This is a genomic window from Pedobacter sp. 01N416 (assembly GCF_056399685.1).
The window spans coordinates 1-17,228 of sequence record NZ_JBFTRT010000014.1; the positions used below are offsets into that span (position 1 = coordinate 1).

Annotated in this window: 13 protein-coding genes and 1 pseudogene; 13 read left to right on the forward strand and 1 reads right to left on the reverse strand. The window is 36.2% G+C overall.

Annotated elements, in window-relative coordinates:
• The 13 genes and pseudogenes from AC1DND_RS01635 to AC1DND_RS01695 form a co-directional block, all read left to right on the forward strand.
• Positions 1-189 (forward strand): cytochrome C oxidase subunit IV family protein (locus AC1DND_RS01635; protein WP_477578565.1); only part of this gene is annotated, 189 nt, incomplete at its 5' end.
• The gene (locus AC1DND_RS01640) at positions 189-884 is read left to right on the forward strand and encodes an SCO family protein (RefSeq protein ID WP_477578567.1); all 696 of its coding nucleotides are present in this window, start codon (positions 189-191) and stop codon (positions 882-884) included. The genes AC1DND_RS01635 and AC1DND_RS01640, both read left to right, overlap by 1 nt.
• Positions 885-973: 89 nt before the next feature.
• Positions 974-1,516 (forward strand): DUF420 domain-containing protein, encoded by a 543-nt coding sequence (locus AC1DND_RS01645; protein ID WP_477578569.1) that lies wholly within the window; start codon positions 974-976, stop codon positions 1,514-1,516.
• Positions 1,517-1,741: 225 nt separating this feature from the next.
• The gene (locus tag AC1DND_RS01650) at positions 1,742-2,341 is read left to right on the forward strand and encodes an RNA polymerase sigma-70 factor (RefSeq protein WP_477578571.1); all 600 of its coding nucleotides are present in this window, start codon (positions 1,742-1,744) and stop codon (positions 2,339-2,341) included.
• 62 nt (positions 2,342-2,403) lie between these two features.
• Entirely contained in the window at positions 2,404-3,564 is a 1,161-nt protein-coding gene (locus AC1DND_RS01655) for a FecR family protein (protein ID WP_477578572.1), read from the forward strand.
• 343 nt (positions 3,565-3,907) lie between these two features.
• Complete coding sequence (locus tag AC1DND_RS01660) at positions 3,908-7,534, forward strand: SusC/RagA family TonB-linked outer membrane protein (RefSeq protein WP_477578574.1); 3,627 nt, start codon at positions 3,908-3,910, stop codon at positions 7,532-7,534.
• A gap of 11 nt (positions 7,535-7,545) precedes the next feature.
• A complete protein-coding gene (locus AC1DND_RS01665) occupies positions 7,546-8,871 on the forward strand; it encodes a RagB/SusD family nutrient uptake outer membrane protein (RefSeq protein WP_477578576.1) in 1,326 nt (441 codons plus the stop codon).
• A gap of 8 nt (positions 8,872-8,879) precedes the next feature.
• Positions 8,880-10,262 (forward strand): substrate import-associated zinc metallohydrolase lipoprotein, encoded by a 1,383-nt coding sequence (locus AC1DND_RS01670; RefSeq protein WP_477578578.1) that lies wholly within the window; start codon positions 8,880-8,882, stop codon positions 10,260-10,262.
• Positions 10,263-10,273: 11 nt separating this feature from the next.
• Positions 10,274-11,620, forward strand: a complete 1,347-nt coding sequence (locus AC1DND_RS01675) for a DUF4302 domain-containing protein (protein WP_477578580.1) — start codon at positions 10,274-10,276, stop codon at positions 11,618-11,620.
• A gap of 192 nt (positions 11,621-11,812) precedes the next feature.
• Positions 11,813-12,085, forward strand: a complete 273-nt coding sequence (locus AC1DND_RS01680) for a hypothetical protein (protein WP_477578582.1) — start codon at positions 11,813-11,815, stop codon at positions 12,083-12,085.
• A 4-nt stretch (positions 12,086-12,089) separates the two neighbouring features.
• Positions 12,090-12,488: a DUF983 domain-containing protein gene (locus AC1DND_RS01685; protein ID WP_477578584.1), complete on the forward strand. Its 399-nt coding sequence runs from the start codon at positions 12,090-12,092 to the stop codon at positions 12,486-12,488.
• 84 nt (positions 12,489-12,572) lie between these two features.
• Positions 12,573-13,232 carry a DUF2461 domain-containing protein gene (locus AC1DND_RS01690; protein WP_477578586.1) on the forward strand — a complete coding sequence of 220 codons (660 nt, stop codon included), beginning with the start codon at positions 12,573-12,575 and terminating at the stop codon, positions 13,230-13,232.
• Positions 13,233-13,462: 230 nt separating this feature from the next.
• A pseudogene (locus AC1DND_RS01695) lies at positions 13,463-13,969 on the forward strand (OmpA/MotB family protein); the annotation flags it as partial.
• 666 nt (positions 13,970-14,635) lie between these two features.
• Here the strand turns inward: AC1DND_RS01695 and AC1DND_RS01700 are convergent.
• A complete protein-coding gene (locus tag AC1DND_RS01700; RefSeq protein ID WP_477578588.1) occupies positions 14,636-17,170 on the reverse strand; it encodes a hypothetical protein in 2,535 nt (844 codons plus the stop codon).
• Positions 17,171-17,228 lie beyond the last annotated feature (58 nt).

The following is a 17,228-nucleotide window of genomic DNA, read 5'->3' on the forward strand; positions in this document are numbered from 1 at the left end:
GGTAATTACATTTATATTGCGTTAACCCTGTTAAAAGCATTTTATATTGTAGCCTATTTTATGCACTTAAAATATGAAAAGCTAGGCTTACAGCTTGCATTAACAGTATCATTTATTTTCATTATTTACTTTATTGTTTTAATGCTGATAGAAGGTGGGTTTTTAAACATCCACATGATGAACCATTAATGAAAAGAAGTCCTATAAAAAAGGTAATAATCCTGGTAAGCATTTTAGCTATACCGGGATTTTTGTTTTTTTACTTATTGCCACACTTTGCAAAGAACAGGTATAAGAGTTTACCCATCTTTGGTGAGAAAGTTGTCGCATCAACCTTTCATAGCGTAAAAGGGAAAAAAATACCAGATACCATTTATCACTTGGTTCCTGATTTTAAACTCGTAAATCAGCAAAATGATACCATCTCATGGAAATCATTAGAAAACAAGATCGTGGTACTAAATTTATTTTATACCGGCGCCAACAACCAGGAAACAAGTAAATACACCAAGAAATTATCTGATGGGTATGAGCAAAAACCTTTGGTTAAGTTTTTAAGCCTGTCTGTTGATCCACTTGATAAAGGTAGAATAAAAGATTTTGCCGAACAGTTTAAGGCAAAAGCTGGGAAATGGGATTTTCTGATTGGCGATACCACTCAAACTTATCCGTTAATCAGAAAAGGTTTGTTACTTGATGTAGTGGCAGATGAAACGAAAGAGAAAACCAATTTTATTTTTAGTAATAAAATAGTACTTATTGATAATCTACACCGTATACGCGGAATTTATGATGCCGATAATGTTGAAGCAAACGCCAGGTTGGAGGACGAAATAAAAGTACTTATTGCGGAGTATTTGAGGAATGTTAAAGACGGCAGATAGTTGGCTTAGCGGTTAGGGTTTAGGACTTAGCGTTTAGACTCCGAAGTCGACACAAAATAATAATAATATAAAAGAGATTTTAAAAACTCATGGAAAATAGCCCAATTGAGAAAAAGTATAGCAAGTGGATCATCATTCTTTCTATTTTTATACCCGTAGCTGTAGCATTTTTATTCGTGGTAAAGTTAAAGGATTTGGGGATAGATGCGCCAACTCTACCTTTTTTGCCGCCAATATATGCTACCATTAACGGAATTACAGCTGTACTGTTGGTGGTGGCTGTATGGGCCATAAAAAACGGTAAAATACAATTGCACCAAAACTTGATGAAAACCGCTATCGGTTGTTCTTTATTATTTTTGATAATGTATATCGCTTATCATATGACTACCCCATCTACTAAATTTGGTGGTGATGGTGCTATTAAATATGCCTACTTCTTTATCTTGTTAACGCATATCCTATTGTCGATAGCCATTATTCCACTGGTTTTGGTTACTTATGTAAGGGCATTGGCCGAGCGTTTCGATCGCCATAGAAAGATTGCCAGGATTACTTTTCCACTATGGCTTTATGTAGCAATAACCGGAGTAGTTGTTTATCTGATGATATCACCGTATTATTCATACTAAGGTTGTCCTACCTTAACTTTTGAACCCCTACCCTAAAAAGTGGGGGTTTTATTTTTAATTAATTTTTTACCGACTAAAATTTCTTAATCAGTATATTTGGTAAGGAAGCTTATTATCATAGTAAAATGTTTTAGTTTAAATCTTTCTTCTCTTTTAATGATAAATCTATTTATTATTACGCCTTAGAATAATGGAAGACATAGCAAATTGTGATGAACTAATTTTATGGCGCTAAGCAACGCAGACAAAGAACATGTGCTGATTGATAAAATCGTAGGAGGAGATGAGCAGGCTTTTTCTGTCCTTTTCTTCAAATACCTTCCTGTACTCCAAATTTTTGCCGCTAAGTTTACTAAATCTAATGATGCCGCTGAAGAAATTATTCAAGATTCATTTTTAAGGGTTTGGCTAAATCGCGATAAATTAGCAGAAGTAGATAATGTGAAAGCCTATCTATATAAATATGTTTCTAACGAATGTTTAAGCTATTTACGCAAGAAACTTAAAGATGATAGAGTTGTTGATGCATTTACTGCGAAACAACAAAATAGCCATAACAATACTGTAGAAACTATTAATTTAAACGAGGTAACGAAAATTATTGCTATTGCTGTTGAAAAATTACCTGATCAACGCAAAAATATATATCAATTGAGCAGACGCGATGGTAAAACCATACCTGAAATTGCAGAAATACTCAATATATCGCCTAATACGGTTAAAAATGCCCTGGTAATAGCCCTTAAATCGATACGTATACACCTCGATCAACATGGGATTGTATTCTTTTTCCCAATTGTTTTTTTCTTTTTGAAAATAAAATAGAAAAAAATTAATATCCCGATAGTCCTAATTTTCTTTTGCTGCTTCTTAGTATCAGAATCTTTATGGAAGAACGTATACATTACCTTTTACAACAGTTTACTGCTAAGACCTTAAGTGAGGCCGAAAGGGAAGAACTTTTAGTTTTGGCAGAAAACAGCACATCATTGCTTTCTGACGAAATCGTGAAAATGATTATCGTTGAAGAAGAGTATGCAGTTAATGTTGTTGAGGAAAAATGGAGCCCGGTTCTAAATAAAATTCTGGCGGTAGATAAACCAATCCGATCGCCTAAACGGATTTTAATGAACAGCTTAAAATGGGCTGCCGCTGCCGTTGTTTTTATTGTGTTTTCGTTCAGCGCTTACCTCTCTTTACAGAAAAAGAAAGAGCATGTTTTTGCTACTGACGTGGCGCCGGGAAAAAATAAAGCAATCCTCACCCTGGCCAATGGAAAGAAAATTTCACTTTCGGATGCGATGAATGGCGATGTTGCCAAAGAAGCCGGTTTCTCTATCACCAAAACAGCTGATGGCCATTTGGTGTACAACGTTGCCGCAGCAGAAAATGTAAATGATAGTAGATTAAATACCATTTCGACTCCAAACGGTGGTGAATGGCAAATCCAGTTACCCGATGGTTCTACTGTTTGGCTAAATGCAGCATCTTCAATTCAGTATTCGTTAAATATCGGGACAGCAAAACAGCGTGTAGTTAAACTAGATGGCGAAGCTTATTTTGAAGTAGCCAAAAATGCAGCACACCCTTTTATTGTTGAAACCGATAAACAAGCTGTTGAGGTATTAGGTACGCACTTCAACATTAATAGCTATAAAGATGAAAAGGTAACTAAAACCACTTTGTTGGAAGGAAGTGTACGTGTTTCGCATAATACTACCAATGAGAGCGAGGTGCTTAAGCCTGGGGAACAATCCCTAGTATCTGTTTCGGGTATAGCTATAAAAGAAGTAAATGTTGATGAAGCAATAGCATGGAAAAACGGCTATTTCATGTTTAACAACGAAAGGCAGGAAAGCATTTTACGCAAAGTTGCCCGTTGGTATAATGTAGAAATTGAATATGCCGATCCTGCTGCAAAAAATGTAATGTATTACGGAACGGTAAGCCGTTTCGAAAAAATATCGAAAGTGCTAACCAAATTTGAGCAAACTGGGGAAGTACGTTTTGATATTAAAGATAATAAACTAATTGTCTACAAAGAATAAACGAGAAAAGATGAGGGAGTAACTAACCTTTATCTCTAAAAATAACTAATTAATCAACTTAACCTAAAACTTAACAAATGATGAATAGACCTCGACAAAACTCCTGACGATTCAACGTTGAATAAATAAAAAAGGAGTGCTTGTAACACCCCCTTTATTATCTGTTTAGCTATTCCGTAACCCGGAATCGATTAAAAATCAATTACTTCTTGGATAACCGCGAAACGCTTTTTGGCGTCTAAACTTTATTGCGCTTCGCACAAAAACAGACTATTAAATGTACAAAATTTATATTAGAATTTTATGTACGCATCGACGCTACATACCTAAATTGCTATTAATTATGAAGTTAGTTACGGTCATATTACTTGCCTCGTTAATGCAGGTAAGCGCAGCTTCATTTGGCCAGCTGGTTACATTAAAAGAGAAAAATGTAACATTAGAGAAAATGTTTAGGGAAATCAGACAACAATCTGGTTACGATGTATTATTATCAAGTAATACCATTAAAAGTACTACTACTTTAAATGCCAACTTTAGTAAGGCTACCATAGATGAAGTGATGGCTAAAATTATTTCAGGACGGGATTTAACCTATACTATTGAAGATAAAACCATTTTGATCAAACCGGCAGATAAGTCAATCTTCGATAAAGTGCTTAGTTATTTCGTAGCAGTAAAAGTAACTGGTAAAGTAAGAGATAAAAGTGGAAGTGCTTTGCCTGGGGTAAGTGTACGAGAAAAAGGGGCCGCTAATGCAGTATCAACTAGTTCTTCTGGAGATTACACCATTTCGGTAAAAGAAGGAGCAGTTTTATCATTTAGTTATATTGGCTATAAAACCCTCGAAGTTCCCATAGGTGGAAAAACAGTTATTAATGTAACCTTAGAAGAGGATGCAGCACAGTTGAAAGAAGTAAATGTTGTTTCTACTGGTTATCAACAGCTGGACAGAAAATTATTTACAGGTGCAGCTACTCAGTTAAAAGTATCTGATGTAGAAAGATTGGGTGTTTCTGATATCAGCCGTATGTTGGAAGGACAGGTAGCTGGTGTTACCTTACAAAATGTTTCAGGTACATTTGGTGCAGCTCCAAAAATCAGGGTACGGGGTGCAACCTCTCTGTCTGGGGACAATAAACCGCTTTGGGTGATAGATGGTATTATTTTGGAAGATGTGGTTAATATTTCAAATGAAGCTTTATCCAGTGGTGATGCAAATACTTTATTAGGATCATCAGTTGCAGGGTTGAATGCTGATGATATTGAGAGTTTCAATATCTTGAAAGATGCAGCTGCTACAGCCATGTACGGTGCAAGAGCTATGAACGGTGTTATTGTGGTAACCACAAAAAAGGGTAGACAAACAGAAGGTACTCCAAAAATTAGTTATACTGGGAACTTTACAACTTACTCAAAACCAACTTACGAAGGAACAGACATTTTGAACTCAGACGAGCAAATGGCTGTTTTGATTGAGTATTTTAATAAAGGAGCTTATCAAATCCCAGGATCTTCAAGTGGCCAAAATGGAGGTATCTTTTATAAAATGTACAATGAGCTTTATAATTATGATCCGGCAACAAAAACCTTTGCTTTAAAATATGATAAATCAAGCGTTTCAAATTTCTTAAACAGATACGCGAATGCCAATACAGACTGGTTTGATATCCTTTACAAGAATTCATTGAAGCAGGAGCACTCTATGAGTGTAACCTCAGGTACAGAAAAGTTCCAAACCTATGCCTCAACATCATATTTGAACGATAAAGGTCAAACTATTGGTAGCAATGTAGATCGCTTTACCGGAAACTTCAGGGCAAATTTTGCACCCAGCAGTAAATTAAGCTTTGAATTGCTTACTACAGCTTCCATCCGTAACCAAAGAACACCCAGTGGTAACTCTGATCGTAAATCAGACCCGGTATATGGCAGCTACTATCGTGAGTTTGATGTGAATCCATATACTTATGCGCGTAACACAAGCCGCCTGATAACGCCATATGATGAGAATGGGAACCTAGAGTATTTTGTTAGAAATTATGCTCCATTTAATATTTTAAATGAGCTTGAAAATAATTATACGAAACTCCAGATGCTTGATATTAAAGTACAAGGAGGTGTAAAATACAAAATCATTCCTTCTTTAACTTACTCTATCAATGCCGCTTATAGGTTTTCTAAATCAGAAAGACAGAGTTATGTGTTAGAACAATCTAATCAAGCTCAGRCATTTAGGTCAGGTGGTGATGCCACACGCGACGGTGATAACCAGTATTTATACATAGACTCAGCTAATCCCACTGGTTTACCCACCAGTCTGCTGCCAACAGGTGGGTTTTATAATACTGCGGGCGACAACTTAACAAACTATTATTTCAGACACGATCTTGTATACGATAAGAACTTTAATGATAAACATCTCGTTAATGTTTTCGGTTCAATGGAGGTTCGGTATATTGATAGACAGAATGAATATTTTAATGGAGTTGGCTATCAGTATGAAAATGGCGGCTTAGTAAATCCAAGTTACTTATATTTTAAGCAGGCTGGTGAAGCGGGTAAAGCTTATTTTGGAATGGGTAACAACTACGAACGCTATGTTGCCTACATGCTAAGAGCAGCTTACTCATACAAAGGTCGTTATAGTTTTAATGCTACCACACGTTACGATGGATCTAATAAAATGGGTAGGAGCAGGAATGCAAGATGGTTGCCAACCTGGAACGTATCTGGATCCTGGAATGCTGATCAAGAAAGTTTCTGGCCTAAAAATGATATCGTAACTTCCGCAGTTTTAAGAGGATCGTATGGTTTAACTGCCAGCATTGGTAGTGCTACCAACTCGCTTCCCGTTTTTTATGATCAAATATCTAGAAGACAGTTTTTAAAAGATCAGGAAGTTCAAACCTATATATCAACGCTTCAAAATACGGAGTTAACCTGGGAAAAATCGTACGATGCCAATATAGGTTTAGATTTAAGATTCTTTAAAAACAAAGTAAATTTATCTGTCGACCTATATAATCGTAATATCCACGATCTATTGGGTAACTTGAATACTTCTGGTATTGGAGGCGAATTCACCAAAACCGCCAACTATGCGGCAATGTCTAGTAAAGGTATCGAATTCACTATATCGGGTTCGCCAATTAATGCTGGTGATTTTAAATGGGCAACCAATTTTAACTTTGCATTTAATAAAACAAAAATTACAGAACTAGATGCACTTCCTAATATTTGGAGAGCAGTTTCTGCAACAGGGGGGGCAGTTTTAGGGTACCCACAAAGAGGATTGTTTTCGGTTCAGTTTGCTGGTTTAAATCCACAATATGGTTATCCAACTTTCTACGGTGCAAATAGTACTGCCACAACGTATATTGGCCTACAAGGTGATGATATTGATATCTTAAAATATGAAGGTCCAACAGATCCGACAACAACAGGAGGCTTTTTCAATCAGTTCAGGTACAAAAACTTCTCTTTATCTGCTCTATTTAAATTCTCAGCAGGAAATGCATTACGTTTAGCACCATCTATCTCTGCTTCTTATTCTGATATGACAACTTTAAGTCGCGATGTGTTAAATAGATGGATTATGCCAGGAGATGAAAAAATTACGAACATCCCTGCCTTACTCGACCCAGTTTCTGCGGCGGCGATTGTAAGTTCTACAGGTTCTACAACTAATCCAGTATATCCTTATAACCTTTATAACTATTCTACAGAACGTGTTGTAAGTGGAGATTATATTAAACTTTCCAGAATTACTGCTAGTTATGATATTCCTAAGAAAATCACTTCAAAGTTTAAAATGACAAACGCTTCCCTTATTGTGGCTTGCGACAATGTGGCGGTTCTTTATGCCGATAAGAGACTTAACGGTGAAGATCCTGAATTCTTTTCTACAGGGGGTGTTGCATTACCGGTTCCAACACAGTTTACATTATCATTAAGAGTTGGATTTTAATTTAAAAGATTATGAAACTAATAAAATCAATTACCATATTATCAAGTGTAATGTTACTCGTATCGTTACAATCTTGTAAGAAATTTTTAGATGAAGTACCTGATAATAGAACAGAGATAACAACTGTTGCTAAAGTAGCACAATTAACTGCAACAGCATACCCTTCTGCTCATTATATCACTTTTGCAGAGGCTGCCTCGGATAATACCGAGGAAAAGGAAAAAGGTGTAGGGACTTTGAACGATCAATGGGATAAGCCGTATTATTGGGAAGACCTTTCAGGAACCGATACAAATAGCCCAGGGTCCTACTGGAATGGGTGCTATGAAGCTATTGCTGCAGCTAACCAGGCATTACAGGCCATAGAGAACGGCAACTTTGGTAATGCGGTATTGCCATATAAGGGAGAAGCATTGGTTGCACGTGCCTATGCTCACTTTATGTTAGCTGTATTTTTTGCAAAACCTTACGAAATAGGCGGGGCTAACAGTTCTCCTGGTGTACCCTATGTTACTGTACCAGAAACTGAGCCGATTAAGCAATATTCGAGAGGGACAGTTAAAGAAACTTATGATAAAATTAAAAAGGACCTTGAAGAGGGATTGCCTTTATTATCTGCAAGTGCTTATACGGTTCCTAAGTACCATTTCACGCCTTCAGCTGCACACGCATTTGCCTCACGTTTTTATCTATTCCTTGGCGATTGGCAAAAAGTAATTGATCATGCCAATTTAACCGTTTCTGGAAACGATTTTGTTAATAATATGAGGCCCGTTTCTACAACCTTGTACGAAATGACAAACAATGATTTTAGAGCTAACTATACTAAAACTGAGCAAAGAACAGCAATTATGCTCGGTAATGCTTATAGTACTTATACTTATGTAAATACACCAAATCATGGTATTGGCAATAAGCTGGTTAGAATGTATACTTCTCCTAACGTTACGGGCAAAATACTGGCAAATAAGGTTTACCAATGGAGTGCTGGAAACTATAATACGCTAAAGTATTTATACTATTTCTTTTACACAGGTCCGGGTATCGGTTTTCCATACTTGGTTGTTCCATTACTTACTGCTGATGAAACCTTAATGAACAGGGCTGAGGCTTATGCCCAATTGGGTAATAATGACGCAGCCTTAAAAGATATCAACGATTTTATGAAGGTTAGAATTAGAAATTACAATGCTGCTACCGATGTAGTCACCTTAGCTAAAATAAAAGCATTTTATAGTATAGAGAGTTTCATGGAATTAAAACCTGCCGATCCGCGTAGATTGTTTCAATTACCGAATGAAGTAAAGCTTTCTGGAGTAGAACTAAATCCAAGATAAATATGTTTATGAAAAATTTTATTAAAAGTTCATTAGCCATAATAATGATTTTGGCTATTGCTACCTCATGTAGAAAAACTGAGGATTTAGATGTTGATTTCAACAAGTATAATTTAGATATGCCTGAATCTAATACAGATTTGGATAAATGGTTAAATACAACCTTTCTAAATCCGTATAATATGAAAGTGGTGTACAGGTTCAACAGATATTATTATGGAGATGCCGCAGCCGATGTAGCACCGCTTAAGCCTGAAAATGTGCAGCCTATGATGCAAACGGTATTGGATGGCTATTTGGCGCCATACTTAAAAATTGCAGGTTTGGATTTCGTACAGCGTACAAATCCTAAAGAATGGGTTTTATATGGCTCTGCAAAATATCAAACCGATGGCTCTGCTATAGCAGGAACAGCAGCTGGAGGTAGAAGGGTTACATTATACGGACTTAACAATTTCAGCCTTTCCCCTGGCTTTGTAACTTCCAGATTGTATGTAATTCATCACGAATTTACCCACATTTTAAACCAAACTGTAGCTATTCCTATTGATTTCGAAGCCATATCTGGTGGTACGTATAAACAGCCATGGACACTAACACTAGCTCAAACAGCTAAAGATAATGGATTTTTGGGTAGTTATGCCAGTGGTAGCCCAACAGAAGATTATGCCGAAACAACCGCAACTTTATTGGTTTCAGGTCAATCATATTATGACAACTATGCCAATACAGCCAATGCGACTGCTAAAAGTAGACTTAAATTAAAAGAGGCAAACGTGGTAAATTATTTTACAACCRCATTCGGAATCGACTTTAGAAAACTGCAAAAGGAAGTACAGGACTATATCAAAACTACTTTAAAAGATCCATCAGTTTCTTTTGGCTATTGGTTAAACAGGAACCTGTATAAAAGCATGACGATTAATCTGGATAACGATGTAACCTATAGCCAATTTGGTATTTCTGATCAATTCAAAGCTGTTTATCAAAATTCTAAAACAGCACTTGCTACAATAGGTGGGGCAAATAGGGTGTTAAATTACATTAGATTTGATTTTACCTCAGGTACTGCTGCAACGGTTTATGTTAATTATTCTAATTCTGCCGGATCAGTCTTGGAGGCTAGATATGCTTTAAATATGGTAATTAATACGACTACTGGCGAAACCAAATTTACAACGGGTACAGCCGGAGGCACAGATGCAAGCTGGGTAGGAAATGCAAATACAGTTAAACCAGGAATACAGCCTTTATTGGACTATTTTGTTAATAATACCTTTGTTGCAGACTGGTTACCAGCTGGATATAATGCGGGTACTTATACCAATTTTGGCGGTTTTTATGTTAGTGGTACGCCTACAAACTATTTTTACGGTGCTTTAGGGCAATAAATATAACTGTTATGAAAAGAATATTATTTTTATTCACTTGCCTGTTAATATTTGCAGGCTGCAAGAAATCATCATTTGTAGCTAAATTTGATCAAGATCCAGAAATTAGGATGGGTGAAGCTATTGCAAAAGTAAAAACTACTTTAAGCTCTGCCGAAAACGGATGGATTGCTACTACACCAACTGCTGATGGAGGAGGATATAGCTTCTTTATGAAGTTTGATGCTACCGAAAACGTTAAGATGTATGCTGATTTAAATGATGCATCATCCAAAACAGAATATGCTTCATATTACCGAGTTAAGCAAGATCAAGGTGTAGATTTAGTTTTTGATACATTTAACTACATCACCATGTTGAACGATCCGGATCCTTCAACTTTTGGGGGAATCGCTAAAACAGGTTTTAAGAGTGATGTTGATTTTATTTACGATAGAATTTCTGGGGACAGTATTGTTTTTATAGGTAAAAGATACCGCCAGCCATTAAAAATGATCAAGGCAACTGCTGCCCAAAGAGCTGCTTATGAAAGTGCCGGATTAAAAACTGCTATTGATAAAATTAAAGATTATTTCAATACTTATGCGAACCCATATATTGAAGTAGTTGTTGGTGGTAGTGCGCTAAAAGTTGGTGTTTCTCCAAATGTTTCCAATAGCGTTTTATCTGGTAAAAGGATAGATTTAACAGGTGTTTTAGCTGATGGGTCTACGGTTTTTTCTAGTGGTCAAAAGTTTGCTTTTAACTTAACTGGTGCTGAAATTCTAAATGGAGGTCTAGTATGGCAAGGCATTACTTTTATCCGTCTTGCCTGGAAGGACGCAACGACCTTAGTTTTATATGATTCTACCGGAAAAGAATATATTATTAAAAATTCTGCAACGCCTATAGTTCCGCTTTATAGGCTATGGGGTAGTAAATATGGAGGTATGTTGTCCGAATATAAGACCATATATCCTGGAACAAGTACCAATGGAGCTACTATTCTAAATTATTTTCATAACGGCTTAACACCTGCCGTAACTGGATATAGTTTTAACTATGGTCGAATCAATTTTGCTTGGAACATTGCAAACAAGAGGTTAAACTTAAATGGCTTTAGTAGTCAAAATGGTGGAAGCTCTGGTTGGATAACTACTATTGTGTACAATTACACAGTTGATGCAAACGGGGTATACAAGTTTAGTCAATTTGCAGCTGCATCTGGAGGATATGTAACAAATTCACTTTCAAGACTACATGCTTTTTTATTGGCAAATAGTGTGACTTTCGATTATTATGTTGATGGTGCAAATGTTTATGGTAAAATGACAAGCGTTGAAGATCCATCAATTGTAATGACGTTTGTTTTGCAATAAATGCTCCGATATATTTAAAATCCCCCATTTTTGGGGACATTAAAGTCAGTGTTTTTTATATACGGAACGCTATAAATAATTAAAATCTAATTTTAATCTTTCTCTCCCGTAACCCTTGCCCTAAAAAGCAAGGGTTTTTTTATGACATAATTTTTAAACCCCTCCAAGCGTTTATGCTTATATTTGTAACGAATGAAGAAGAAAGCAATTTTTATCCTGTTTGTACTGGTATTTACATTCACGGTAAGTCCCAATGTTAATGCCCAATGTTCTATGTGTACCATTAATGCCGAGCAAGGTGTTAAAAACGGCAATACACAAACAGCAGGCTTAAATACAGGTGTATTGTACCTTTTATCTCTTCCTTATTTAATGGCTGTTATTGTTGGTGTGGTTTGGTATAAAAAATACCGCAAAAAGAATGTGCACCTTAATATGAAAAAGGAACCTTTTAATTTAAATTAAAAGTATGTCTGAGCAAACTACCTCAAAACTTTATGCCATTATACACTGTAAGTGTCCGCATTGCCGTAGGGGAGATATTTTTACAGGCAGTATGTATGGCTGGAACATTCAGCATACCAAAGAAATCTGCGGGCATTGTGCACAACGCATAGAAATTGAACCAGGCTACTTTTATGCAGCCATGTATGTAAGTTATGCGATGAATGTAATCGAAATGCTGTTCGCCAGTTTCATCACCTATTTAATTTTTGGTCCGCTTACCGATGCAACTTTCTGGCCTTATCTGATCGTTATTTTTGCAGGTTGTTTTATTCTGTATCCATTTAACTATCGATATTCGAGAATTATACTGCTCCATGTTTTATCGCCGAACATTAAGTATAAGCCATATTACGATAAGTAGTATTGGTTAATCGTTTAAATCGTATAAACTGGTTAATTGTTAAATTCAGCGATTAACCGATTAACCAGTTAACCCAATGCCCGTATGTTAAAAAAAGAAACCCTTAGTTTTATAAAAGACGTAGCGGAGAATAACAACCGCGAATGGTTTGCCGCCAACAAAGAAGTTTATGAAAATGCAAAGGCCGATGTACTCGGACTTGTAGCCAATATCATCCCGGAGCTGGCCAAAGTAGACCCGACACTTTCGGCAGAGATGGATCCAAAAAAGTGCCTTTTACGCATTTATCGTGATGTGCGCTTCAGCAAGAATAAAGATCCTTATAAAAATAACTTCGGCATATGGTTCTCTACCAAAAAAGGAGGAAACGAACCCGGTTATTATCTGCATATTCAGCCAGGGAAAAGTTTTATTGCCGGTGGATACTGGATGCCAGATGCACCACATTTAAAATTGATCAGGCAAGAGATTGATTATAATATAGGCGATTTTAAAGAAATTATTAACAACGCAGCCTTTAAGAAAAACTTTAAACTGGGTTTTGATAATGCACTTAAAAATGCACCTAAGGGTTATGATCCTGCAGATCCAAATATCGAATTTTTAAAATTGAAAAGCTTCGAGGCTACTACAAAAATCGAAGATGAAGAATTTTTAAAACCAAACCTCGTTAATAAGTTGATAAGTTCTTTTAAAACAGTACAACCATTAGTTGCATTTTTACGGAATGCCATTGAGCAATAACCAACTGTTAATTTTCAATGACCAACACCCAAAATAATCAATAACCGATAATCAATGTTCAAACTATAAAAGGTCTTGATACTTGATACTCAAATCTTGAAAATAAAATATGAAAAATACCTTTTTTGCATTTGCGTTACTCTTGTTTATCTCTTCAATTAGCTCTTGCGTTGTTCTTTCGCCTAAAAAGTACAAAGCCTTATTGGGCACTAAAGATTCGCTATATACTGCTAGAAGAAGTTTTGCGTAAACGTGATGAGGCAACCAATGCGCTGAAAGAAAAACTTCAACAGGCTTTATTGGGTTTTACCAAAAGCGGTTTAACCGTAGAGATTAAAAATGGTAAAGTTTATGTTTCGCTAACGGATAAACTATTGTTCCCTTCGGGAAGTATTATTATCGATGAAAAAGGAAAACAGGCCCTTACTCAATTGGCCAATGTATTAAAGCAACAACCAGAGATAAACATTGCTGTTGAAGGTCATACCGATAACCAGAAAATAAATAACCTGGGCCAGATTAAAGATAACTGGGATTTAAGTGTGTTAAGGGCTACTTCTGTAGTACGTTATTTAACAGAGAATGAGAAGGTAGAAAGTGTAAGGATGACGGCTACAGGTAAGGGCGAATTCCAACCGTTGGGTACCAACGCAAATGCAGATGGAAGAAGCAAAAACAGAAGGATAGAGATTGTACTTTCGCCTAAACTGGATGAACTTTATAACCTGATTAAATAAATATTTTACGCTATCGGTGGTGAAACAGCAACCGAAATTCAAGACATTTTAAGGATAATTTCTTTATGGTTAGAAAATGAAGGTGCAGCAGTTCTTGGCAGCCTTCAGTCCCGCTTTATGCTTTATACCGATGAAGAATCGGTATGTTCGCAACAATCGGGTTTAAGAACAAAGTTTGTGCACCCTGCAACCCTAAAAATGAAAAACTGTTTTGCCATTTAGCCCCGGTTGAAGCGTTACCCTGCAGCAACGAGGAACGAGGAAGCGAAGCGTATAAGCATAAAACGGGAAAGCATTTACTGATTTGCAGTGGCATTGCGCTCTATTAGGAAAAAGTATTTTAGAATTAGGAAATGGATGGCTTGTGGTTCTTGGCAGCCTTTAGTCCCGCTTTGCGCTTTACTCCGTTGCACTCCGTGTTCGCTGCAATCGGGTTTAAGAACAAAGTTTGTGCATCCTGCAACCGCGAAAATGAAAAACTGTTTTTGCCATTTAGCCCCTGTTGAAGCGTTACCCTGCCGCAACGAGGAACGAGGAAGCGAAGTGTAAAAGCGTAAAACGGGAAGAAACTAGATCTTTTATACAGGCCCTGCGCTCCATAAAAAAGGGATTGTAGGCTTTGGATGCATGTGTTTGGAAAAAGCATTGCGATAATTGCAGGGCTTTTTATAGGTTTTGATGCCTGCGGTACGATTTTAAAATTTTAAAGGTATGCTCGAACTCGTAACTGCTTAGGTTAGAATAATCGGGCATGGAGATTTTATGTACCGTTAAAAAGTTTAACAGTTCTTTAATTACGTTTGATACTTCTTCTGATTCTTCGGTATGTTTTAGGGTATCGATCTTACTTAATAACAGGGCAATCTCGAACATCTTAAAATCATTCTTTCCCGTAATACCCAAGCCGATATTAGTTTCTATAAGCGCTTGTTCGTAATTATGTGTTGCATTATAAAAGTTGGCTTTAAACACACTGAAGCTGGCCAAAATAAAATTGGTATAATAGGTGTAATCGCTGCTGATGATTTTATCAACAAATTGCATAATGCGCTGCGCTTTTTTAAAATAGTTGAGCTTGATATAGGTTTGACCTAAGTGAAGCAGTAAAAAAGAAGAGAAAACGGAATGTCTTACATAAAAAATATTGGGGTACTTAGTCAAAATAGCCATAATAAAGCGGTGGCATTCTGCATAGCTTTTTTGAGAAAATAAGGTAATTAATACCAAGCGGTAAGAGAGTATTTCGGTAGAAGTGATTTCTTCGTTTTTCTGTGGTTTACTCTGATCTATCTCCTGGCAAAGTTTTATTATTTTATCTTCCAGGGTTTTACTCTCGTTAGGTTTATTAACCAGGTTATTGTAGAAATAAAGAATTAAATCATAAGGATTAATTGGGAACAATTCATTTAATCTTTTGTAGTTCCGCTTTAGCAGCTGCATGGTATTGGCTAAAGCCACTTTGTCCACATCAATTAGATTAACGTTGCATTCTATTACGTGCAGGATAATCTGAATGTCTTCATTGAGTACATTCTCTGAAATGGTTTTGATGGTTTCTTTATACAGGTTGCTCATGGTTCGCCCTGTAGCCATAATGTCGATAAAATCGACGCCAATGCTTAACTTATTGAAATTAGAATTGGGTTTGCCAAGTTCGTATTTAGACACATAACAGATAAAATCGAAAGCACTGTTTTTTTCAATGTTGGTAAATTGCAGCCTGAAAATGTTTTTTAAGGCTGCAATTTCATTTCTGGTAATACAGAACCTAATTGCCCAGTTAAGTATATAGTCTCTCAGCGAGGTTTGGCCAGGGAAACTGTTTAATATATGCTCGAAAAATGATTTACAAGGCCTGTATTCAAACTTATCAGTGATCTGTATAAATAGGAAATAGGTATAAATATCGTCGTTTAAAAAGCGGACAATTTCTGTAGGGATGGCAGTACTTAATCTTTTTTCTTCGATGATGATCCCGGCATGCAAAAGTTCTTCGTATGCATCGGGATAACAATTGATATAACTCAGGATTTTTTCTTTAGAAACCCTTAATTTCTTATTTCCTTCTGAAATGCTATCGCTTATTTTTTTAAGGAGAAATACTTTTTCAGTGCTTTTTTTTGCCAGAAATACGCGTTTCTCTAAGAAATAACTAATTAATTCATAACGTAATAAAGGATTACTCAGCTCAAGATGGTGGTTCTCATCTTTGAGCTTAAAATAAACCTGTAACCAGAATGGTGTTTTAAACTGAGTTAATAGGGGCAGGCTTACATCTGCCCGGTTGATAATTTTGTTTTCTATATTGCTTAAGGTGTAGAGTACCTCATCAACATTTAACGATGGTACATTACTTAGGGTTTCCTCATCATAAAACAAGCCCGTATACCAGGCTTTAGTTAAAGATGCAGAACCGTAAATAGCGGGTTGAAGATTAATCCAACTATTCGTTCGCAGACCAAATGCGAGCTTAACAAAGTTGTTTTCTTCAATACTGTATAAAAAGTCGATAAACGTTTTAAAATAATTACCTCTTGCTAAATGTTCATCAATACCATCAACAATAATAATGAAACGGCCTTCTCTCTTTTCGGGATTTTTTTTAAAAAAACTGATTAACTCGGAAAGGCTCCCAAATTTAAATTCTTTTAAAAACCAGTCTTTTAAAGTATTTCCAGTTTGAATAATGGTATTAATACTGGTAGAGTTAACCAATAAAACGATGTCGTTTTTGTAGAGTGCATTTTCTGACAGGAAAAAATACTCTATCATGTGTGCAAGCAGTATCGATTTTCCCTGGCCAGGTTGAGCACTTATGGTTGTAAACTGGTAGTTGTTTTTTAAGAAATAATCAAAATCAGGGTAAAAAAAACTTCTGTTGGCGGTAGCACTAAAAGGAATGCCCGAGTTATTTTTATTTGCAATTAACGATATCTCTGTAACAGCATGTGCTTTTAGCTTTAAATCTTGCCAGATACTTTGAACGGAGGTAGTTTGGTTTTCCTTGTCTTTACAAAATGAGTCCCAATCGTTATAACCTATATATTGTGATAAGCTATTTAAAGTAAATAAAGAGAATTTATGTAAGGTGTTCGCAAAGCCAAAAAATCGTTTGATGGTTGTTTCACTTACGTAGTTTTTAGTTTCTTGAAATACATACTCGGAAATAATCTTACAATGAGCTGGGTCGATATTTCTCAAACCAGATTTTATAAGGACAAACTTCCTGAGTTCGATAAGGAGATCGTTAGCATTCATT

Bases quoted from the DNA above. Each gene is read 5' to 3' on its own strand.
- AC1DND_RS01640 (WP_477578567.1), top strand. From the start codon at position 189: ATGAAAAGAAGTCCTATAAAAAAGGTAATAATCCTGGTAAGCATTTTA.
- AC1DND_RS01645 (WP_477578569.1), top strand. From the start codon at position 974: ATGGAAAATAGCCCAATTGAGAAAAAGTATAGCAAGTGGATCATCATT.
- AC1DND_RS01650 (WP_477578571.1), top strand. From the start codon at position 1,742: ATGGCGCTAAGCAACGCAGACAAAGAACATGTGCTGATTGATAAAATC.
- AC1DND_RS01655 (WP_477578572.1), top strand. From the start codon at position 2,404: ATGGAAGAACGTATACATTACCTTTTACAACAGTTTACTGCTAAGACC.
- AC1DND_RS01665 (WP_477578576.1), top strand. From the start codon at position 7,546: ATGAAACTAATAAAATCAATTACCATATTATCAAGTGTAATGTTACTC.
- AC1DND_RS01675 (WP_477578580.1), top strand. From the start codon at position 10,274: ATGAAAAGAATATTATTTTTATTCACTTGCCTGTTAATATTTGCAGGC.
- AC1DND_RS01680 (WP_477578582.1), top strand. From the start codon at position 11,813: ATGAAGAAGAAAGCAATTTTTATCCTGTTTGTACTGGTATTTACATTC.
- AC1DND_RS01685 (WP_477578584.1), top strand. From the start codon at position 12,090: ATGTCTGAGCAAACTACCTCAAAACTTTATGCCATTATACACTGTAAG.
- AC1DND_RS01690 (WP_477578586.1), top strand. From the start codon at position 12,573: ATGTTAAAAAAAGAAACCCTTAGTTTTATAAAAGACGTAGCGGAGAAT.